This is a genomic window from Pantoea sp. BS_8, from assembly GCF_041954965.1.
In the GTDB taxonomy this organism is placed as follows: Bacteria; Pseudomonadota; Gammaproteobacteria; order Enterobacterales; family Enterobacteriaceae; genus Pantoea; species Pantoea stewartii.
On sequence record NZ_JAVAXU010000003.1, the window covers coordinates 138,010 to 153,152 of the forward strand.

General features: G+C 52.7%; 13 protein-coding genes, 2 tRNA genes and 1 pseudogene. 7 read left to right on the forward strand and 9 right to left on the reverse strand.

What is annotated here, in order from left to right:
- Window positions 1–203 precede the first annotated feature (203 nt).
- Both RAC65_RS09510 and RAC65_RS09515 read left to right on the forward strand, forming a co-directional pair.
- Window positions 204–1,874 carry a sensor histidine kinase gene (locus RAC65_RS09510; RefSeq protein ID WP_039340149.1) on the forward strand — a complete coding sequence of 557 codons (1,671 nt, stop codon included), beginning with the start codon at window positions 204–206 and terminating at the stop codon, window positions 1,872–1,874.
- Window positions 1,871–2,599, forward strand: coding sequence for a LytTR family DNA-binding domain-containing protein (locus tag RAC65_RS09515; RefSeq protein ID WP_058701245.1), 729 nt, complete (start codon window positions 1,871–1,873; stop codon window positions 2,597–2,599). Before RAC65_RS09510 ends, RAC65_RS09515 begins: the two co-directional genes overlap by 4 nt.
- Before the next feature lie 49 nt (window positions 2,600–2,648).
- On the opposite strand, the gene glk is transcribed toward RAC65_RS09515, so the two are convergent.
- Together glk and RAC65_RS09525 are read right to left on the reverse strand one after the other, a co-directional pair.
- Entirely contained in the window at window positions 2,649–3,614 is a 966-nt protein-coding gene (glk, locus tag RAC65_RS09520) for a glucokinase (protein WP_039339845.1), read from the reverse strand.
- 162 nt (window positions 3,615–3,776) lie between these two features.
- Window positions 3,777–5,429 carry a thiamine pyrophosphate-binding protein gene (locus tag RAC65_RS09525; protein WP_375094109.1) on the reverse strand — a complete coding sequence of 551 codons (1,653 nt, stop codon included), beginning with the start codon at window positions 5,427–5,429 and terminating at the stop codon, window positions 3,777–3,779.
- Between the two features lie 217 nt (window positions 5,430–5,646).
- Between RAC65_RS09525 and mgrA the strand changes: the two genes are divergently transcribed.
- Window positions 5,647–6,636 carry an L-glyceraldehyde 3-phosphate reductase gene (gene mgrA / locus RAC65_RS09530; RefSeq protein ID WP_375096631.1) on the forward strand — a complete coding sequence of 330 codons (990 nt, stop codon included), beginning with the start codon at window positions 5,647–5,649 and terminating at the stop codon, window positions 6,634–6,636.
- 151 nt (window positions 6,637–6,787) lie between these two features.
- On the forward strand, window positions 6,788–7,138 hold the full coding sequence (locus RAC65_RS09535) for a DUF2502 domain-containing protein (RefSeq protein ID WP_054633383.1): 351 nt from the start codon (window positions 6,788–6,790) through the stop codon (window positions 7,136–7,138).
- Window positions 7,139–7,178: 40 nt separating this feature from the next.
- Here RAC65_RS09535 and RAC65_RS09540 read toward each other — a convergent pair whose 3' ends face one another.
- Together RAC65_RS09540 and RAC65_RS09545 are read right to left on the reverse strand one after the other, a co-directional pair.
- Window positions 7,179–7,868, reverse strand: a complete 690-nt coding sequence (locus tag RAC65_RS09540; protein ID WP_375096632.1) for an O-methyltransferase — start codon at window positions 7,866–7,868, stop codon at window positions 7,179–7,181.
- An 87-nt stretch (window positions 7,869–7,955) separates the two neighbouring features.
- A pseudogene (locus tag RAC65_RS09545) lies at window positions 7,956–9,200 on the reverse strand (Nramp family divalent metal transporter); the annotation flags it as partial.
- Between the two features lie 357 nt (window positions 9,201–9,557).
- Between RAC65_RS09545 and RAC65_RS09550 the strand changes: the two are divergent.
- Window positions 9,558–10,748, forward strand: a complete 1,191-nt coding sequence (locus RAC65_RS09550; protein ID WP_006120376.1) for a NupC/NupG family nucleoside CNT transporter — start codon at window positions 9,558–9,560, stop codon at window positions 10,746–10,748.
- A 175-nt stretch (window positions 10,749–10,923) separates the two neighbouring features.
- Window positions 10,924–11,685, forward strand: a complete 762-nt coding sequence (locus tag RAC65_RS09555) for a nucleotidyltransferase domain-containing protein (protein ID WP_172912880.1) — start codon at window positions 10,924–10,926, stop codon at window positions 11,683–11,685.
- Between the two features lie 220 nt (window positions 11,686–11,905).
- Here the strand turns inward: RAC65_RS09555 and RAC65_RS09560 are convergent, their stop codons facing one another.
- The 5 genes from RAC65_RS09560 to RAC65_RS09580 all read right to left on the reverse strand — a co-directional run bounded on the left by RAC65_RS09560 (window position 11,906) and on the right by RAC65_RS09580 (window position 13,891).
- Window positions 11,906–12,181 (reverse strand): hypothetical protein, encoded by a 276-nt coding sequence (locus tag RAC65_RS09560; RefSeq protein WP_054633379.1) that lies wholly within the window; start codon window positions 12,179–12,181, stop codon window positions 11,906–11,908.
- A complete protein-coding gene (locus RAC65_RS09565) occupies window positions 12,159–12,665 on the reverse strand; it encodes a DUF2778 domain-containing protein (RefSeq protein WP_239001171.1) in 507 nt (168 codons plus the stop codon). Before RAC65_RS09565 ends, RAC65_RS09560 begins: the two co-directional genes overlap by 23 nt.
- 121 nt (window positions 12,666–12,786) lie before the next feature.
- Window positions 12,787–13,278: a hypothetical protein gene (locus tag RAC65_RS09570; RefSeq protein WP_375096633.1), complete on the reverse strand. Its 492-nt coding sequence runs from the start codon at window positions 13,276–13,278 to the stop codon at window positions 12,787–12,789.
- A gap of 416 nt (window positions 13,279–13,694) precedes the next feature.
- A tRNA-Ala gene (locus RAC65_RS09575) sits at window positions 13,695–13,770 on the reverse strand.
- A gap of 45 nt (window positions 13,771–13,815) precedes the next feature.
- A tRNA-Ala gene (locus tag RAC65_RS09580) sits at window positions 13,816–13,891 on the reverse strand.
- Between the two features lie 361 nt (window positions 13,892–14,252).
- Here RAC65_RS09580 and RAC65_RS09585 point away from each other — a divergent pair.
- Window positions 14,253–15,041: a formate/nitrite transporter family protein gene (locus RAC65_RS09585; protein WP_006120379.1), complete on the forward strand. Its 789-nt coding sequence runs from the start codon at window positions 14,253–14,255 to the stop codon at window positions 15,039–15,041.
- Window positions 15,042–15,143 lie beyond the last annotated feature (102 nt).

Here is a 15,143-nt window from a genome sequence, read left to right on the forward strand (position 1 = left end):
CAGTGGACCGGGCCGCACTGGCAGCGGAAAAACGTTCCTCTTAAATGAGCTCAACATTTCCTCTTTTTCAGCTTTTGAATAAATTGATCTAAAACATGAACTGCCCGGCTGGCTGTCAGGCACGCTGGCACAACATCATCACATTTTTTATCATAACCTTCTTTGACCTCGCTGAAGAGTCGCCTGTGACTTCACACTTTACTATGCTTCTGGCCGTCTTTGACCGTGCGGCGCTGATGCTGATTTGCCTGTTTTTTCTGACGCGAACCCCACCTTTTCGTCAGATCCTGCAGAAAGATGAGCATACGGCGCTGGAAAAAGCGGCCGTGATTGCCATTTTTTCACTGTTTGCACTTTTCAGTACCTGGTCAGGGGTCAATGTCGACGGTTCATTGCTCAACGTACGGGTGATCGCCGTGATGGCTGGCGGTATTTTGTTTGGTCCCTGGGTTGGCATTACCACCGGTGTGATTGCCGGTCTGCACCGCTTCCTGATAGATATTCATGGTGTGACGTCAGTGCCCTGCCTGATGACCAGCATCATCGCCGGCATTGTCGCCGGTGCCATTCATCGCCGGGTGCAACGCGAACGGCGCTGGCTGGTAGGGATTCTGGGCGGCATGTTTTGCGAAAGTCTGACCATGCTGCTTATCGTGTTGTGGGCCACGCCCACCGCGCTCGGGCTGACCATTGTTTCTGAAATTGCCCTGCCGATGATTCTGGGCGCCGCCAGCATTGGCTTAATCGTGTTGCTGGTGCAGAGCGTGGAAGGTGAAAAAGAGGCTATTGCGGCACGTCAGGCAAAACTGGCGCTGGATATCGCTAACCAGACCCTGCCGCTGTTCCGTCAGGTCAACAGCGATTCCCTGCGCCGTGTCTGTGACATCATTCGACGGGAAATCAAGGCCGATGCCGTCGCGATGACCAACAAGCAGAAGATTTTGGCCTATGTTGGCTACGGTGAACACAATTACCAGCATGGTGACGACGGGATCAGCCCGACGACGGCGCAGGCGATGCACAGTGGGAAGATCATCATCAAAAACAATGACGAAGCCCACCGGACGAAAGATATTCACTCCATGATCGTCATCCCCTTGTGGGAAAAAGGCAAGGTGACCGGCACGCTGAAGATTTATTACCGTCGTGCGCACCGCATCACCGGCTCGCTGAAAGAGATGGCGGTAGGCCTGTCCCAGATTATTTCGACGCAGCTGGAAGTCTCGCGTACGGAGCAACTGCGCGAAATGGCCAATAAAGCGGAACTGCGTGCCCTGCAGAGCAAAATTAATCCGCATTTCCTGTTCAATGCGCTGAATGCCATTTCGTCATCTATCCGGCTCAATCCCGATACGGCGCGCCAGTTGGTCATCAACTTATCGCGCTATCTGCGCTACAACCTCGAACTGAATGACGATGAGCTTATCGATATCAAGAAAGAACTCTGGCAGGTAAAAGATTATATAGCGATTGAGCAGGCGCGCTTTGGCGATAAGTTAACCATGATTTATGACATTGACGAGGATTTGCATTTTTCCCTGCCCAGCCTGCTGATTCAGCCGTTGGTGGAGAATGCTATTGTTCATGGCATTCAGCCCTGTAAAGGTAAAGGTGTGGTGACGTTAAGTGTGCGAGACCTGGGCGACCGCGTGCGCATCGCCGTGCGTGATACCGGTAAAGGGATCAGTGACGAGGTGATTGATCGTGTGGCTCGCAACGAAATGCCCGGCAATAAAATTGGCCTGTTAAATGTCCATCACCGGGTGAAGTTACTCTCGGGCGAAGGGCTACACATTGCGCGTCATCAGCCCGGCACCGAAATCGCGTTTACACTGAGCAAAACCGGGCAGTTACTGGTGGGGAACCTTGCATGAAAGCCATCATCGTCGAGGACGAATTTCTGGCCCAGCAAGAGCTGAGCTGGATGATTCAGCAACACAGTAAGATTGAGATAGCGGCCTGCTTTGATGACGGTCTGGATGTCCTCAAATATCTGCAGCAGAATCGGGTTGATGTGATCTTTCTCGACATCAATATTCCCTCTCTGGATGGCATGTTACTGGCAAAGAGTATTCATCAGTTTGTTCATAAGCCCCTGATTGTGTTTATCACGGCCTGGAAAGAGCATGCCGTGGAAGCCTTTGAACTGGAAGCGTTTGACTATATTCTGAAACCGTATCATGAATCCCGTATCGTCACGATGCTGAACAAGCTGGAAGCCACCTGGCAGCAACAGCACGCGCCCACTCAGACGCCAATGGCGCAGAGCGTACTGACCGTGAATCTGACCAAAGATGAACGCATTATCGTGACCGACGTGAATGACATTTACTACGTTGAGGCGCACGAGAAGTTAACCTTCGTCTATACCCGCCGTGAAGCCTATGTGATGTCGATGACAATGACGGAATTCTGCTCACGCCTGCCCGAACACCTGTTCTTTCGCTGCCACCGGTCCTACTGCGTCAACCTCAACAAAATCCGGGAAATCGAACCCTGGTTTAACAATACCTATCTGCTGAAGTTGCGGGATATGGAAGTACAGGTACCGGTCAGCCGCAGCAAAGTAAAAGCGTTTCGGCTACTGATGCGGTTGTGAGAGGGAAAGGCGGCTCTGCCCTTGCGTCGGGCAGGACAGAGCATGCAAACTAGAGAATACGACCCAGCGTCTGGCGCAGGTGCGCACCGGCACCCAACAGCCCGGGTTGGTCATGCGTGATCATATAAACCGGGATATCGGCAACATAGTCACGGAAGCGCCCTTTGTCTTCAAAAGCGGCACGAAAACCCGAGGCTTTGAAGAACTCCAGGAAACGCGGCACGATCCCGCCCGCGATGTAAACGCCACCGAAGGTCCCGAGGTTCAGCGCCAGATTACCGCCAAAACGTCCCATGATGACGCAGAACAGCGATAAGGCACGACGGCAGTCGGTGCAGCTGTCCGCCAGGGCGCGCTCACTGACTTCGCGTGGCTTCAGATTCTCCGGCTCACGGTTATCGACTTTTACAATCGCACGGTAGAGATTGACCAGACCAGCGCCTGACAACACACGTTCTGCTGAAACATGACCTAATTCTTCCCGTAAGACTTCCAGAATTTGATCTTCTTCTTCGCTGTTAGCGGCAAAATCAACATGTCCCCCTTCACCGGGTAAACTGACCCAGCGCTGGTCGACGTGTACCAGATGGCTGACGCCGAGGCCGGTTCCCGCACCGTAAATCGCGATCGGTTTATCCTTCACCGCCGATTTACCGCCAAACTGGATGACATGCTCTTCGCCGAGCATAGGAATCGCCATGGAGACAGCGGTGAAATCGTTAATAATTTCCAGGTGTTCAAAACCGATGTTCGCCTTCAACTTTTTAGTCGAGAAGGCCCAGTCGTGGTTGGTCATTTCAACCCAGTCATCGGTAATCGGGCAGGCAATGGCGATACAGCCGTCTTTAATATCCTGCTTTTGTTCATCAAGATAATGGCGGATGACGGCTTCGAGGCTGTCGTAGTCTGATGTTGCGAATGTTTTGGTCTGGGAGATGCTGCCGCTTTCCACCTCACACAAAGCGAGGCGGGCATTGGTGCCGCCGACATCGCCGACCAAGGCATAAGTTGTCATTCTTCTGGTGCTCCGCTTGGGGGTCTTAAAGAGTTGGAGGACACTATAAAATCCTGCCGATAAAACAACAACGCCCACCGAAGCTTGAGGTGAGCGTCTGACTCGTGTGTGCAACAGCCTAACCGCGTTAGTCTGGCCTGCACAGAGGCAACTTTCCGAATCTCATCCGCCGTTGCGCTGGCTCAGACAGGCTGAGACTTTACGTAACAGGGGCGGCAGGTCATCTTTTTGCATCACGACTTCAATAAACGACAGTCTGTGTTGTTGTGTCAGTTGCGCCATCAGTGCGGTCAGTTGCACGGTTTCACTGATGCGCCAGCTTTGTGCCTGACAGTGTAAACTGAATGCCTGCGGCAGCGCTGTCCAGTTCCACTGGGCAATATCATTATAACGCTGGTCTGCACCATGAATGGCCCGCTCCACAGTATAGCCTTCATTATTGAGCAGAAAAATGATTGGATGCTGATCATCCCGCAGCATCGAGCCGAGTTCCTGAATGGTCAACTGTGCCGAACCATCGCCAATGATCAGGATGACGCGCTGTGACGGGCGTGCCGTCTGGGCACCAAACGCGGCTGGCAGAGTATAACCGATGGATCCCCATAACGGCTGTACCAGCAGCTGCGCCCCGGCAGGCAGGCGCAGCGCCGCCGCGCCAAACGCCGCGGTGCCTTGATCCGCCAGAATAATATCGCCGGGCTGGATAAAAGACTGCATGGCCTGCCAAAAGGCAGACTGGCTGATGATAGTCGCGTCAGGGACAGGCGCCGCCGGTTTCACTGGCCCGGCGGACTGCCAGCCTGCGCCATAGCGTTCGAACAACGGCAGTAATGTCTGCAACGCATCGGCCATCGACAACGGGGCAAACGTCTGTCCCGCGACGCTGGCGCTGTGTGGCTGCACGTCGATCAGCCGATCGGGGCGAAATTGCTGAGTGAATCCAGCGGTAATCGTATCCGTAAAGCGCACGCCGACGCAGAGCGTGACGTCTGCCTCTTCAATTTGCTGGCGTACCGGGCCTTCACTGCCCTCACCTGCGTAAGTGCCCACAAACCCCGGCTGCTGCTCATCCAGCACGCCTTTGCCCATCAGCAGTGTGGCGCACGGAAAAGCACGCCCGGCACGTAACGCAGCCAGCGCCGGTTGCTGTTGCCAGCGCTGCGCCAGGAAATCGGCCAGGAGTGAAACGCGTTGCGCCGGTGCCAGTAACCGCTCGGCGGCCTGGCGAAACGCGCTGCGCAGGGATTCGGGTGACGAAGCCGACGATACCAGGGGATGAACGGGCGCAGCGGTTTCGGCCTGGGCAACATCGACAGGCAACAGCAGATAGCCCGGACGATGTTGCTGGATAACGCTGCTCAAAACCCGGTCAATTTCGGCGGTGGCATTCTCAGCGGTCAGTTGCGCGGTGGCGACGTTAACCTCTTTTGCCATGCGGATGAAATGGCCAAAATCGCCATCCCCTAAGGTGTGGTGCACGCAGTCTCCCTGCTGCATCGCCTGGCTCGACGGCGCGCCCACGATATGAATCACGGGCACGTACTCTGCGAAGCTGCCTGCCAGACCGTTGATTGCGCTGAGCTCCCCTACGCCAAAGGTGGTGAGCAACGCCGCCATACCCGAACAGCGTCCATAGCCATCCGCAGCGTAAGCGGCATTCAGCTCATTGGCACATCCCACCCAACTTATTGTCGGATGCGCAATCACCCGATCCAGAAACTGCAGATTAAAGTCACCCGGTACGCCGAACAGATGTCGAATACCGCACGCCTGCAAACGCGCCAACAGATAATCACCAACCGTATAAGAGGACATAGCGAATTCCTTTAGGGGAGTGTTTTGATAAGTATCTGACATGGCGTTAATTTAGCGAACAGTGCCTGTCATTTCGCCAATGGATTACATGGCAAGCAAGCGTTACGACCGTGGATTATTCGGCAGATATGCGATCTGACACGGATTAATCCTGAGTGTAACCGTATACACTCCCACTGTTTTGGCACATTTAATCGTTTTCACTCAGGACTTTTCTATGACAGCTTTTCCTCGCCCCGACAGGTATCAGCATATGCAATGGCGTCGAAGTGGACGCAGTGGACTGAAGCTTCCTGCGATTTCACTGGGCCTGTGGCATAACTTTGGTGACAGCACCCAATTAGCGACCAGCCGGCAGTTGCTGCGCCATGCGTTTGACTGCGGCATCACCCATTTTGACCTGGCGAATAACTACGGTCCGCCGCCCGGTTCCGCAGAAAGCAATTTTGGTCGCATTATGCGCGACGATCTTCAGGCGCATCGCGACGAGCTGATTATTTCGACCAAGGCCGGTTATACCATGTGGGAAGGCCCTTACGGCGACTGGGGTTCGCGCAAGTATCTGGTCGCGAGTCTGGACCAGAGCCTGCGTCGAATGGGCCTGGATTACGTTGACATCTTTTACCATCACCGTCCCGATCCGGAAACGCCGCTGGAAGAAACCATGCGGGCGCTGGATCACGTTGTCCGTCAGGGCAAGGCGCTGTATGCCGCCATTTCCAGCTATCCGGCAGAGCGGGCTGCTGAAGCGATGACGATTCTGCGCGATCTGGGGACACCCTGCCTGATTCATCAGCCCCGCTACTCCCTGTTTGAACGCACACCGGAACAGGGCTTATTGCAGACGCTGGATGAGCATGGCACAGGCTGTATCGCATTTTCGCCCCTCGCGGGTGGTGTGCTGACCGATCGCTATCTGCAGGGTATTCCCTCCGATTCCCGCGTCGCCAGCGGCAGTAAGTTCCTGAATGAAAATCAGCTGACGGAAGAGAAAATGGCCAGGGTGCGTAAGCTGAACGATCTGGCAGAACAGCGTGGGCAGAAACTGGCGCAAATGGCGTTAACGTGGGTGCTGCGCGATCCGCGCATTACCTCCGTGCTGATCGGGGCCAGTAAAACGGCACAAATTGATGACGCGGTGCAGATGCTGACCCAGTCACCGCTCTCGACAGACGAACTCGCCGCCATTGAGGCGATACTGGCCTGATACGGTTTGCCCGCGCACGCGGGCGGCTGTGCCAGAAAACTCTCAAAGCCCTGTTTTTCGCGTATTTTCAGACAACATGTGCAGGCTTCTTTGTGCAATACCGTCAGAATGACGTGACAGCAGTAATCATAAGCTGCTGCAGGAGAAGATAATGATACGTGGAGTATGCTTTGCTGCTTTCATAGCAGTGTTAACGCCGCTGGCGATGCACACAGCACAAGCCTCGGGAAATGAGATACGCCTGGCTCCAGGCGTCACGCTGCATCTGGGCGACCGGGACCGCCGGGGTTATTACTGGGATGGCGACCGCTGGCGTGAACCGCGCTGGTTTAACGATCGCTACGCTTATAAGGAAAGACGCTGGTGGCGGCATGATGCCTGGCGACGTCATCAGGAAGCGGAACGGGAACGTCGCTGGCACGCGCGTGAACGGCAACGCCAGTGGGAACATGAACGACGCCACTGGCGTCATGCGCACCCTGAGCCGCATCACTACCGCTAACCGTCCTCTGCCGGCCTGCGTGCCGGCAGACAACCTGCGCTTACTCCTCGCGGCTTTTCACCCGGGCGAGCGCAAAGCCATCCCAGCCTTTTTCGCCCACGGTCTGAATCGCGGTCGCCTCCAGTCGGGGATCGCTGGCCAGCAGCCGCAGACACTCACGTACGCCCTGCACGTTGCCGTCGGTAGAACCGGCATCAATCACGGCACCGCCGCGAACAATGTTATCGACGATAATGAGACTGCCGGGCCGGGAGAGCCGAATGGCCCAGCGAAGATAGCCGGGATTATTTTTTTTGTCCGCATCAATAAAAATGAGATCAAAGGGAGCCTGCAGATGCGGCAGGACATCCAGCGCCGCCCCCACATGCAGCCTAACCCGGTCGGACAGGCCAGCCTGATGAATATTTTCGCGGGCAACCTGCGCATGGCGGGGATCGGCTTCTATCGTGGTGATAGTTCCCCCCTCGCCCAGCGCCTGCGCCATCCAGATCGTGCTGTAGCCGCCGAGTGTGCCGATTTCGAGCACACGTGAGGCATTCTGAATGCTGATTAACAGCGCCAGCATTTTACCTTGCACCGCCGAAACATCATGAGCTGGCAGCCCGGCCTGACTGTTTGCCTGGAGGGCCGCGCTGAGGTGGTTATCGGGCGGCGCTAACAACTGTGAAAAATAATCGTCAACGGCGGCCCATTTCACATGGTCGTCTGAAGGGTAATCTGGCGTGCGCATGATGTCACTCCTGACTCGGGAAGAGAGTGACATTATAAACTGTGGCATTCAGCGCTTAAAGCCGTGCCCGATCGCTGCCGGGTAAGGCTACATGCCCATGGCCTGTCCGACGAGCAGGTAAATATTCAGGCTGACCACCAGCACCACAATGATTCGACCGGTGTTCTGCATCAGACGACTGTTTACCAGGGCTTCGCCCATCAGCTCACGGTTCCCCGTAAAGACCAGCAAAGGGATCAGCGCCAGTGCAATACCAAAGCTCAGCAAGACCTGGCTCATCACCAGCACACGCGTGGGATCCCAGCCCGCCCAGATCACGATAAATGACGGCACCATGGTGACGGCACGACGGACCCAGAGAGGGATATGGAAATTGATAAAGCCCTGCATTACCACCTGGCCCGCCAGCGTACCCACCACGGTGGAGGATAACCCCGCCGCGACCAGGCTCAGGCCGAATACCGTCGCGGCAGCATGACCGAGCAAGGGCTGCAAGGTGGTATAAGCCTGATCGAGTTCCGCAATACCGCTGTGGCCGCTAAAGTGAAAAGCCGCAGCGGCCGTGGCCATCATCGCCAGATTAACAAAACCGGCGATGGTCATCGCGATCGCCACATCCAGCTTAGTGGAAGAGTAACGTTGCGCCTGGCTGTCGCGGCTTTTTCCCTGCGTTAAGGCAGAATGCAGGTAGATGACGTGCGGCATAATGGTTGCACCCAGCACACCGGCCGCCAGGAAAACCGCATCGGCATTCGGCAGTGAAGGCAGCGCCATGCCTGTCACCAGTTCGCTGACTTTTGGCTGGGAAAAAAACAGTTCAACAATATAAGCGGCCGCAACAAACAGGAGTAATCCGCCGATCACCAGCTCCAGCGGCTTTTGCCCGCGGTTTTGCAGCATCAAAATCAGAACGGTGGCCACACCGGTAAGGACCGCGCCCTGCATCAGTGAGACGCCCAGCAGCAGTTTGAATCCCAGAGCCGCGCCAATAAACTCCGCCAGATCGGTCGCCATCGCGATGATCTCTGCCTGCACCCAGTAAAACCACACGGCCGGACGCGGGAACCGATCGCGAATGTGTTCCGCCAGATTCTTGCCCGTGGCAATACCGAGCTTTGCTGACATCAGCTGGATAAGCATGGCCATAATGTTGGCCCACACCACCACCCACAGCAACTGGTAGCCATACGCGGCACCGGCCTGAATATTGGTCGCGAAGTTGCCCGGATCGATATAGCCGATCGCGGCGATAAAGGCAGGCCCCAGTAAAGCGAGTTTGATTTTTCTGGCGCCACGCGCTGCGCGTTCTGCGGCACGGCTTTCTAGCATATCGGGTACCCTGTCTGAGTTAACCTGTGTAGCTTAAGGCGACACAGGTACGAGTGAAATTCGGTTTCGCTAATCGCTATGATAGATAATGCTATAAAGTATAGCCATTGCTATAAATCAGGGCTAAGAAAGCCCTACTTATACAACGTATTTTAGTCACTCTACGTGTTGTGCAAATTACAGACAATAGATTTAAGTGAAATCCATGTGAATATTTTGGTTACAGGACGTGATCGCTGAGAGTTTTCTGAGAAATTTGGCGATAGTGAATACTTATATTGTGGATGAGATCTCGTTTTTCGGTAAGCCGTTACATAGAATACGCAGCAAAATACAATCCTCCTCAAATTTGGAGCAAACATGTCCCATATTTTGCAGTTTCTTTTAGCACTAGTGGTAGTCAGTGTGCTGGCCTTGCTGGTCAGCCACGACAGAAAAAGTATTCGGGTTCGCTACATTATTCAGCTTCTGGTTATCGAAATCATTCTGGCCTGGTTCTTCCTGAACTCAGAAGCCGGTCTGGGATTCGTCAAAGGCTTCGCCGGTTTCTTCGATCATCTTCTGAAATATGCCGCTCAGGGCACCAACTTTGTCTTTGGCAACATGAACGATAAAGGTCTGGCCTTCTTCTTCCTGAACGTCCTGTGTCCGATTGTGTTCATTTCGGCGCTGATCGGGATTCTTCAGCACTTCCGCATCCTGCCGTGGGTGATTCGCGGCATCGGTACGGTGCTGTCTAAGATCAACGGCATGGGTAAACTGGAATCGTTTAACGCCGTAAGCTCTCTGATTTTGGGACAGTCTGAGAACTTTATCGCGTATAAAGACATTCTGGGCAAAATGTCACAGCGTCGTATGTACACGATGGCGGCGACCGCGATGTCCACCGTGTCCATGTCGATTGTGGGTGCCTACATGACCATGCTGCAGCCTAAGTATGTGGTTGCTGCGCTGGTGCTGAACATGTTCAGTACCTTTATCGTACTGTCGCTGATCAACCCTTACCGCGTCGATAACGAAGAAGACCTGCAGTTGCAGGATCTGCACCAGGGTCAGAGCTTCTTTGAAATGCTGGGCGAATATATCCTGGCTGGTTTCCGTGTAGCCATCATCGTCGCAGCAATGCTGATTGGTTTTATCGCCCTGATTTCTGGCCTGAATGCGCTGTTTGACTTCATTTTCGGTATCACGTTCCAGGGCGTGCTGGGTTACGTCTTCTATCCTTTTGCCTGGGTGATGGGCGTGCCATCAGGCGAAGCGCTGCAGGTTGGCAGCATCATGGCAACGAAACTGGTTTCCAATGAGTTTGTGGCGATGATGGATCTGCAGAAAATCGCCAGCCAGCTGTCGCCAAATGCCGAAGGTATTCTGTCGGTTTTCCTGGTGTCTTTTGCTAACTTCTCGTCTATCGGCATCGTCGCGGGCGCGATTAAAGGCCTGAATGAAGAGCAAGGCAACGTCGTTTCGCGCTTCGGCCTGAAACTGCTGTATGGCTCAACGCTGGTCAGCGTGCTGTCCGCAGCCATTGCAGGCCTGGTGCTGGCATTCTGATTCCGGGCTTACGCAACAGACAAGGCGAGCCAACTGGCTCGCCTTGTTGCTTTTAACCAGAGACGGTTTAACGCTTACGCTTTACCCTTCCTGAGTCACCCTGCTACTTTGCATTGACAGCAGTTTGCAGTCTGCCCCTTGCCACACAGTCCTCTCTCTTCTTAAAGGAGCGTTTATGGCGTTGGATGCCGAGGGTTACATCGCCGTTCCACCTGTGACCGCCTTTCAACCGGCGTTTCAGGCAATCGTTGACGATACTATTCATCAACTCCGTCTGACCGTCGGCGATGATCTTCACAGCCTGTGGCTCTATGGCAGCGTTGCGTTTGGCACAGCCGTCGAAGGGCAGTCTGATCTGGATGTCTGTCTTGTCTTTCGTCATCCGCTCGCGCCCGCTACGCGCGACAGCCTGGCGGCCGTAAAAGAGAGGCTTACGGCAAGGCATCCTGTCGTCAGTAAAATCGACGTTGATAAAGGCACGCTAAGTGAGGTGATGGATCCGAACAACCTTAATACATGGGGATACTGGCTAAAGCATCACTGCCGCTGCCTTTACGGTGAAGATTTATCGGTGCGTTTTAACCGGTTCAGACCCTCGAAAGCGCTGGCGAGGGCACTAAATGGCGATTTCACAAAGGTTTTAGACGAGTATGTCGCGAAACTGTCCTGCGCCTTGCCCGGCCGCCAGCAGTGGCAACGCGCCGCCGCCAGAAAAGTTATTCGCTCAACGAATATGCTGCGCCAGGATAGCGACGCGGACTGGCCTGCAACGCTTGCCGAGCATGTATCGCGCTTTGTTCTGCGTTATCCCGACCAGGAAGCTGCCATCGCCTTCTTTCTCGCCGAAAGTTATCAGCCCGGCGCATCAGCCAGGGAATTTATCTCGCAGCTTGACGCGTTCAGGGGATGGCTGGTTCAGCAGTTAGAACAATCGTAACGAGAACGTACGAGGGAAATATGAAAAGCGCCCGATAAAACGAGAAGGCGACGCAGGCTCAACTCACCCGTCCGTATGAGCCAGGCGGTGTTTTAAAATGAATAGTTAATTTACAGGTGAAACTGAGAGATTACACCACCATTGAAGTTACGGACTCTTATTAGACCTTGTTCTCAACAGCATTTATACAGAGTGTGGTCATCCACACTCATTTAGCGATTTATTTATATCTTTTTTTCACTATCCTAATTATAAAAAAAATCGCTATAGATAATATTAGAGGAATACCAAAAATAACCCATAACCCGGCCGGGTCAAATTCACCATCGGCCATCGCAACACCTGTTGCATTCAATATATCATCAATGTAGTGGGACAGTTTCTCTGTAAACTGCCAAACGGGGCGGACAAAAAAGACAATGGCAAGGCAAGCCACGTATATCAAAATGAAAAGTAAAACAGAATTCCTGCGATTAGTTGATTTTGCAATTGTCATAATCTGTTCTCCCTTTAACAGTCACACGTCCATATGCTTTAACACCGGCTTTCACCTGCATCATTTCTGTCTTAAGTAATGCATTACGAAGAATGTTGAACTGTGGGATTTTATAGAATGTTATACATCCCCATGACTCCCCACTTCCATCCGGTCTCAAAGGATGCAGCCTGAAACCACCACGCTCAGAGCCATGTACATAGAGATGGTCACTCATAGTAGCGTCATTATAAAGACCAAACCACTCACTGTGATCGGTGCCGTTACGCCAGTCTTTAATTGCACTAAGTACACGGTTACTCATACTGCCTGTCGGGCGGGGAACAATCCAGTATGTGCCCGGAGGAAGCGCAGCTTTATTCTTATATGCGCATTCGGCAATGTTAGTCGTCGGGTTTTCGCCCGAGAAGACATCAAAGGTTCCTACACCATAACAAAGTAATTTAACAGTTCTACCGTCAGCACTTACCTTGCTGTAATCCATCTCGCACTCGATCATTCGTGCCCCCTACCTTTCGATGAAAAAATCATACTTAGATTGAATTTTCCAATCAAGCGAGTTTGGAGGGGAACCGAAACCCTCATTAAAATCCATAAGATAAAGACTAATATGGATTATGTTTATAATCCTCTTTGAATCGCATTATCTCACTCTCCCAGAAAGTAAAAACAAATTTAATCGCTGATTTGAGTTCGACGCGTTCAAAATCTCGTCCATCATGCGACTGTGGTTCATCCAAAATTAAATAAATGCCATTAGCTTCAGTGAATACACCGTCACCAAAAGGCGCACTAAAAAGTCCTTCGTTATGATCAGATGCAATCTGTTCAACGTGCCGTGCGATTGCGTGCTGATGTAACTGAAAATGTTTTGATGCATTCGCCACAGCATGAACCACTTCATATAACATCTTATTTTTACCCTGCAAGCTATCACCTGGTTTTCCAAAACCATTGGATTTTGCGTAATCATAAACATGGTAGAGGACGATTGCTGCTATAGGTCCTCGACGCATGTTCATCTCATCTGCATAAAACTCGTCCACAGTTGGCCGAACTGTTTGCTCAAAGTAATCAATCACGGGTCTGAGGTTCATACTTTCTCCTGAGTTGAATCCTTGCAGAATGAAAGGGCAGTCCCCCTTCCTTCAAACCCCAGTCCTTGAAGCAGTCACAAATATAGCGACGTGAGCGGCTGTCCAGGGAGACACATATTCTCGTGCTACTGGTGCATCTGAGGCGTGAGCAAAGAGCTTAGGATTATGTTCTCGAAGCAAAACAGGGTAACGCATCGCGCCTGAATAATGCGGTCAGACGGTGCTGGAAGAGATGTTGAAGGTGGATGTGCGTCAATCTCGCTGACGTCTTTAATCGCTGCTGAGCCGAGTGGCAAAGTCAAAAGCTAAAGAGAGGCGATTTTCACATGACAGCACGAACAAGATTGGAAATAAGATGAGAAAAACCAGTACATTGCGTTCTGATGACTTATTGATTTGATGAACAAGCAGAAAGTTGGTGGAGATAAGCGGGATCGAACCGCTGACCTCTTGCATGCCATGCAAGCGCTCTCCCAGCTGAGCTATACCCCCACATCTGGAAATCGTTTTTTCAGTGCCAAACTTTTGGGAGAAGTTTGGTGGAGCTAAGCGGGATCGAACCGCTGACCTCTTGCATGCCATGCAAGCGCTCTCCCAGCTGAGCTATAGCCCCGAACCGAAAAAACCGTCGTGTTACGCGACGGACGGCATAATATGAAACCCCCCAGGGAGTGTCAACGGCAAAATCACATTCTGTGTTTGATCGCTGAAAAAGACGGCAAACTTAACGCGATGACGTCCGTTTGCGCAGAAAAAGAGCTTGTTAATATGATGTAAGGTGTCTGGTCGGGGTTAAACCTTTTTGATCGGCGTTAAGTTAATGCATCGTTAAATATGTTATAGGAATTATCTTGTCTTCCCTGTAATGTCGTGTAAAACTTAGCCCGCTATTTAATACGGCTGCATGGTTTTCTCCAGCGCACCGTTCTTCAACCAGGCGTTTTCGCTCCACCACTAAAATCAATAGAGAATATATGTCGCTGCATACACCTAAAGAGATCGCCCAACTGGCGATTCAGGCAGGGGTGGCCAAAAGCCATGCCTCCATTAGCTCCCTTATCATTCTTGGTTTCATGGCCGGTGCCTTTATTGCTACAGGGTTCCTGCTGGATGTTCACGTCATTAACTCTTTACCCGCAGACTGGGGGTCATTTGGTGGCTTTTTAGGGGCTGCCGTGTTCCCGGTGGGATTGATCCTGACCATTCTGGCCGGGGGCGAGCTGCTAACGGGTAACATGATGACGCTGCCCATTGCCTGGTTTGCCCGCCGTGTTAGCGGTTACAGCGTATTACGTAACTGGTTCTGGGTAACGATTGCGAACTTCCTCGGCAGCATCGCGATTGCCTGGTTCTTTGGTCACATGCTGGCCATGACCGAAGGTGATTACCTGAAAAAAACGCTGGCGATTGCGAATGCGAAGGTGCATGCCGATTTCCTGCATGCCTTTATCTCCGGCATTGGCTGTAACTGGCTGGTGTGCCTGGCCGTCTGGCTGGCATTCGCCAGTAAAGATGTCGTCGGTAAAATTTTTGGCATGTGGTTCCCGGTGATGGCGTTCGTGGCGATTGGTTTCCAGCACGTTGTCGCCAACATGTTCATTATTCCTGCGGCGATTTTCGCCGGTCAGATGACCTGGGCTGAATACTTCCCGAATTTTGTGGCGGTATTTTTAGGTAATGCTGTAGGCGGTGCCGTCTTCGTGGGTCTGGCTTACTTCCTGGCGTTCCGCCCCGCTGCCGAACAGGCACACACTGCGCAATAATTCCTCATTGCCTTTTGTTGAGAGACAAAAGGCAATTTCGTTTTCCGTTACTTTCACCCGTTACGATTTCCTGTAATATGTATAGCTAATGTATTGAACAGG

Excerpts from the sequence above, each read along its gene's own strand:
- RAC65_RS09510 (WP_039340149.1), top strand. The coding sequence starts at position 204 with ATGCTTCTGGCCGTCTTTGACCGTGCGGCGCTGATGCTGATTTGCCTG.
- RAC65_RS09515 (WP_058701245.1), top strand. The coding sequence starts at position 1,871 with ATGAAAGCCATCATCGTCGAGGACGAATTTCTGGCCCAGCAAGAGCTG.
- glk (WP_039339845.1), bottom strand. The coding sequence starts at position 3,614 with ATGACAACTTATGCCTTGGTCGGCGATGTCGGCGGCACCAATGCCCGC.
- RAC65_RS09525 (WP_375094109.1), bottom strand. The coding sequence starts at position 5,429 with ATGTCCTCTTATACGGTTGGTGATTATCTGTTGGCGCGTTTGCAGGCG.
- mgrA (WP_375096631.1), top strand. The coding sequence starts at position 5,647 with ATGACAGCTTTTCCTCGCCCCGACAGGTATCAGCATATGCAATGGCGT.
- RAC65_RS09535 (WP_054633383.1), top strand. The coding sequence starts at position 6,788 with ATGATACGTGGAGTATGCTTTGCTGCTTTCATAGCAGTGTTAACGCCG.
- RAC65_RS09540 (WP_375096632.1), bottom strand. The coding sequence starts at position 7,868 with ATGCGCACGCCAGATTACCCTTCAGACGACCATGTGAAATGGGCCGCC.
- RAC65_RS09550 (WP_006120376.1), top strand. The coding sequence starts at position 9,558 with ATGTCCCATATTTTGCAGTTTCTTTTAGCACTAGTGGTAGTCAGTGTG.
- RAC65_RS09555 (WP_172912880.1), top strand. The coding sequence starts at position 10,924 with ATGGCGTTGGATGCCGAGGGTTACATCGCCGTTCCACCTGTGACCGCC.
- RAC65_RS09560 (WP_054633379.1), bottom strand. The coding sequence starts at position 12,181 with ATGACAATTGCAAAATCAACTAATCGCAGGAATTCTGTTTTACTTTTC.
- RAC65_RS09565 (WP_239001171.1), bottom strand. The coding sequence starts at position 12,665 with ATGGATTACAGCAAGGTAAGTGCTGACGGTAGAACTGTTAAATTACTT.
- RAC65_RS09570 (WP_375096633.1), bottom strand. The coding sequence starts at position 13,278 with ATGAACCTCAGACCCGTGATTGATTACTTTGAGCAAACAGTTCGGCCA.
- RAC65_RS09585 (WP_006120379.1), top strand. The coding sequence starts at position 14,253 with ATGTCGCTGCATACACCTAAAGAGATCGCCCAACTGGCGATTCAGGCA.